We start from the raw sequence: 3,163 nt of genomic DNA on the forward strand, positions 1-3,163 counted from the left end.
CCCTCCCGGGTGCCGCCCCTTCGTCATGCTCGGTCCGGCGCGGCTCAGTCCAGCCCGCCCACCAGCCGGAACGACGCGTCCGCGCGGTACTGCCCGTGGTGCTGGTACGGGTCCAGGCGGAGCTGGAAGTTGCGGTGGCGCAGGAAGCGGCCCGGGTAGTTCACCGACTCCAGCATGACCGCGCCCGAGGGGGAGGCGGGGCGGGGGCAGAAGGTGGCGTCCTTGCGGAAGAGGGACGAGCCGTCGTCGGTGTCCTTGACGAGGACGAAGCTGCGGTGGCGCAGGTAGCGGCCGTCCGCGGTGGCGAAGGAGTAGCAGGAGGAGTCGTCGAGTCCGGCGACGCGCCGGAACGTGGCGTCCTCACGCTGCTCGGGGCCGGAGCCGATCGAGTCCAGGCGCACATAGCCGTCGCGCACACGCCAGTAGCGGTCGGGGTAGTTGACCGAGCGTATGGATATCCCGCTGGACTTCGGGGGCTTCGGGGCCGGTGAAGTCCCGTGGGACGCCGGGGGCTTCGGCGCCTTCGAGTGCGGCTTCTCGGAGGCGCCCGGGCTGGAGGGCGCGCTCGTCGTGGGGGTGGGGGACGGGCGTCCGCGGTCCTTGCCGGGCGTCTGCGTGGCGTTCCCGGAGGGCGTCGCGAAGGAGATCAGGCCGCCCGGGGCCGAATTGCTGAGTGTCGTCGGCTCGGCCGACTCGGGTGTCGGTTCGCCGGACTGACTGTCCATCACGGCGATCGCCGTCACGCACGCGGTGACCGTGGCCAGGGCGAGGACGCCCGCCAGCCAGAGCCTTCGCGTTCCCGGTGCCCGGGTGGTGTCCGGGGCCCAGCCGCTCTCCCACGGACGGTCCTGTGGCGGCCGGGACTTGTCTTCTGTCATGCGCTGGTTCCTCCATCGGGCACCCTTGACGGCGGCGCAGTTGTGGTGGCCCGGTGTGTGATCGGTGACACCGTAGTGGACGGGTGGGATCACCGGGGGCGTTTGATGAGAGCGGTTTCCGTCCTGTGATGTGTACGGGCGTACTGATGGTGTGTACGCTTGTACATATGGGTTATCTTCTGCTGGCCGCGGCCATAGCCGCCGAAGTGGGTGCGACGACTGCCATGAAGTACAGCGACGGCTTCAGCAGGCTCGGGCCCTCGCTGCTCACGCTCCTCGGATACGTCGTCTCCTTCGCGCTGCTCGCGCAGACGCTGAAGACCGTCTCCGTCGGCTCGGCCTACGCCATCTGGTCCGGCGTGGGCACCGCGGCCATCGCTACCATCGGTGTCCTGTTCCTCGGGGAGGGCGTGACCGTCGCCAAGGCCGCCGGTATCGCGCTGATCATCGTCGGGGTCGTGGTGCTGAACATGGGAGGCGGTCACTGATGCCCCGGCGTTACGACCCCGAGCGACGGCAGCGGATCATCGACGCGGCGATGCGGGTCGTCGGGGAGAAAGGCATCGCGGGGCTGAGCCACCGCAGTGCCGCCGCCGAGGCCGATGTGCCGCTCGGCTCCACCACGTACCACTTCAAGACCCTCGACGAACTGATGGTCGCCGCGCTGCGGCAGGCCAACGAGGGGTTCGCCAAGGTGGTCGCCGCCCACGGCGGCCTGGAGGATCCGCGGAGCGACCTCGCGGCCGAACTCGCCGCGTGGATGGGCGAGTGGCTCGCGGGCGACCGCACCGCCGTCGAGCTGGAGTACGAGCTGTACCTGGCCGCCCTGCGCCGGCCCGCTCTGCGGCCCGTCGCCGCCGAGTGCACCGAGGAACTCGCGGAGGTGCTGTCCCGGCGTACGGACCCTGTCACCGCTCGGGCGCTCGTGGCCCTCATCGACGGCATCTGTCTTCAGGCGCTGCTGACGGGGGTGCCGTACGACGAGGCGTACGCGCGGGAGGTGCTGGGGCGGGTCGTGGCGGGGGCGGGTGGTTGTGGGGCGGGGGTATGAGGTCGGTGGATGGTCGTATTGAGCGTGGGGGAGATGCCGGTGCTGGGCTCGGGGGTTCGAGGGCTCGGGAGTGAGGGTGGTGACGGGTAGGCCGCCGCGCGTCGCCGACCAGCACGGGAGACGTACCGCCCGGCACGTGAGACGCCCCCGCACCGGTTCGCATCGACCGCCGTCCGCCGGTTAGGTTGCCCTCATGACCGACACGACTGCTCCTCGCACCACCGGCGCCGTGGCCGCCGGCCTCGCCACGATCGCCGCCGACGGCACTGTTCTCGACACCTGGTACCCCGCACCCGAGCTGGCGACCGAGCCGGGCCCGTCCGGCACCGAGCGGCTGTCCGCCGAGCGTGCCGCGGAGCTGCTCGGCGGCGGCGCGACCGCCGCGGTCGGCCCCGACGCCCGCCGGGGCGTCGAGGTGGTCGCGGTCCGCACGGTCATCGCCTCGCTCGACGAGAAGCCGGTCGACGCGCACGACGTCTACCTGCGCCTGCACCTGCTCTCGCACCGTCTGGTGAAGCCGCACGGCCAGAGCCTCGACGGCATCTTCGGCCACCTCGCGAACGTCGCCTGGACCTCCCTTGGCCCGGTCGCCGTCGACGAGCTGGAGAAGGTCCGCCTGAACGCCCGCGCCGAGGGCCTGCACCTGCAGGTGACGAGCGTCGACAAGTTCCCGCGCATGACGGACTACGTGGCCCCCAAGGGCGTCCGCATCGCCGACGCCGACCGGGTCCGCCTCGGTGCGCACCTCTCCGAGGGCACCACCGTCATGCACGAGGGCTTCGTCAACTTCAACGCCGGCACGCTCGGCACGTCGATGGTCGAGGGCCGTATCTCCGCGGGCGTCCTGATCGGTGACGGCTCGGACATCGGCGGCGGCGCCTCCACCATGGGCACGCTGTCCGGCGGCGGCAACGTCATCATCTCCATCGGCGAACGCTGCCTGATCGGCGCCGAGGCGGGCGTGGGCATCGCCCTCGGCGACGAGTGCGTCGTCGAGGCCGGCCTCTACGTCACCGCCGGCACCCGCGTCACCATGCCCGACGGCCAGATCATCAAGGCCCGCGAGCTGTCCGGCGCCTCCAACATCCTGTTCCGCCGCAACTCGGTCACCGGCACGGTCGAGGCCCGGCCGAACAACGCGGTGTGGGGCGGGCTGAACGAGATCCTGCACAGCCACAACTGATCGGCGTCGGTCATCGACGAGCGCCCTCCCGGGCCCGAGGACGGCCGGGAG

At 71.4% G+C, this 3,163-nt stretch carries 4 protein-coding genes; 3 read left to right on the forward strand and 1 reads right to left on the reverse strand.

Going from position 1 to position 3,163, the window contains the following annotated elements; all coding sequences use genetic code 11:
- Positions 1–44: 44 nt before the first annotated feature.
- Positions 45–878 (reverse strand): AbfB domain-containing protein, encoded by an 834-nt coding sequence (locus ACFTZL_RS43280; RefSeq protein WP_382595640.1) that lies wholly within the window; start codon positions 876–878, stop codon positions 45–47.
- Positions 879–1,045: 167 nt separating this feature from the next.
- On the opposite strand from ACFTZL_RS43280, the gene ACFTZL_RS43285 reads away from it, so the two are divergent.
- From ACFTZL_RS43285 to dapD, 3 genes are all read left to right on the forward strand, one after another.
- Positions 1,046–1,366, forward strand: coding sequence for a DMT family transporter (locus ACFTZL_RS43285; protein ID WP_382595643.1), 321 nt, complete (start codon positions 1,046–1,048; stop codon positions 1,364–1,366).
- Positions 1,366–1,929, forward strand: a complete 564-nt coding sequence (locus tag ACFTZL_RS43290; protein WP_382595646.1) for a TetR/AcrR family transcriptional regulator — start codon at positions 1,366–1,368, stop codon at positions 1,927–1,929. The genes ACFTZL_RS43285 and ACFTZL_RS43290 overlap by 1 nt, the downstream gene beginning before the upstream one ends.
- A 193-nt stretch (positions 1,930–2,122) precedes the next feature.
- Positions 2,123–3,112 (forward strand): 2,3,4,5-tetrahydropyridine-2,6-dicarboxylate N-succinyltransferase, encoded by a 990-nt coding sequence (dapD, locus tag ACFTZL_RS43295; protein WP_382595649.1) that lies wholly within the window; start codon positions 2,123–2,125, stop codon positions 3,110–3,112.
- Positions 3,113–3,163: the final 51 nt, after the last annotated feature.

It is taken from the genome of Streptomyces sp. NPDC056948 (assembly GCF_042674225.1).
GTDB lineage: Bacteria > Actinomycetota > Actinomycetes > Streptomycetales > Streptomycetaceae > Streptomyces > Streptomyces purpurascens.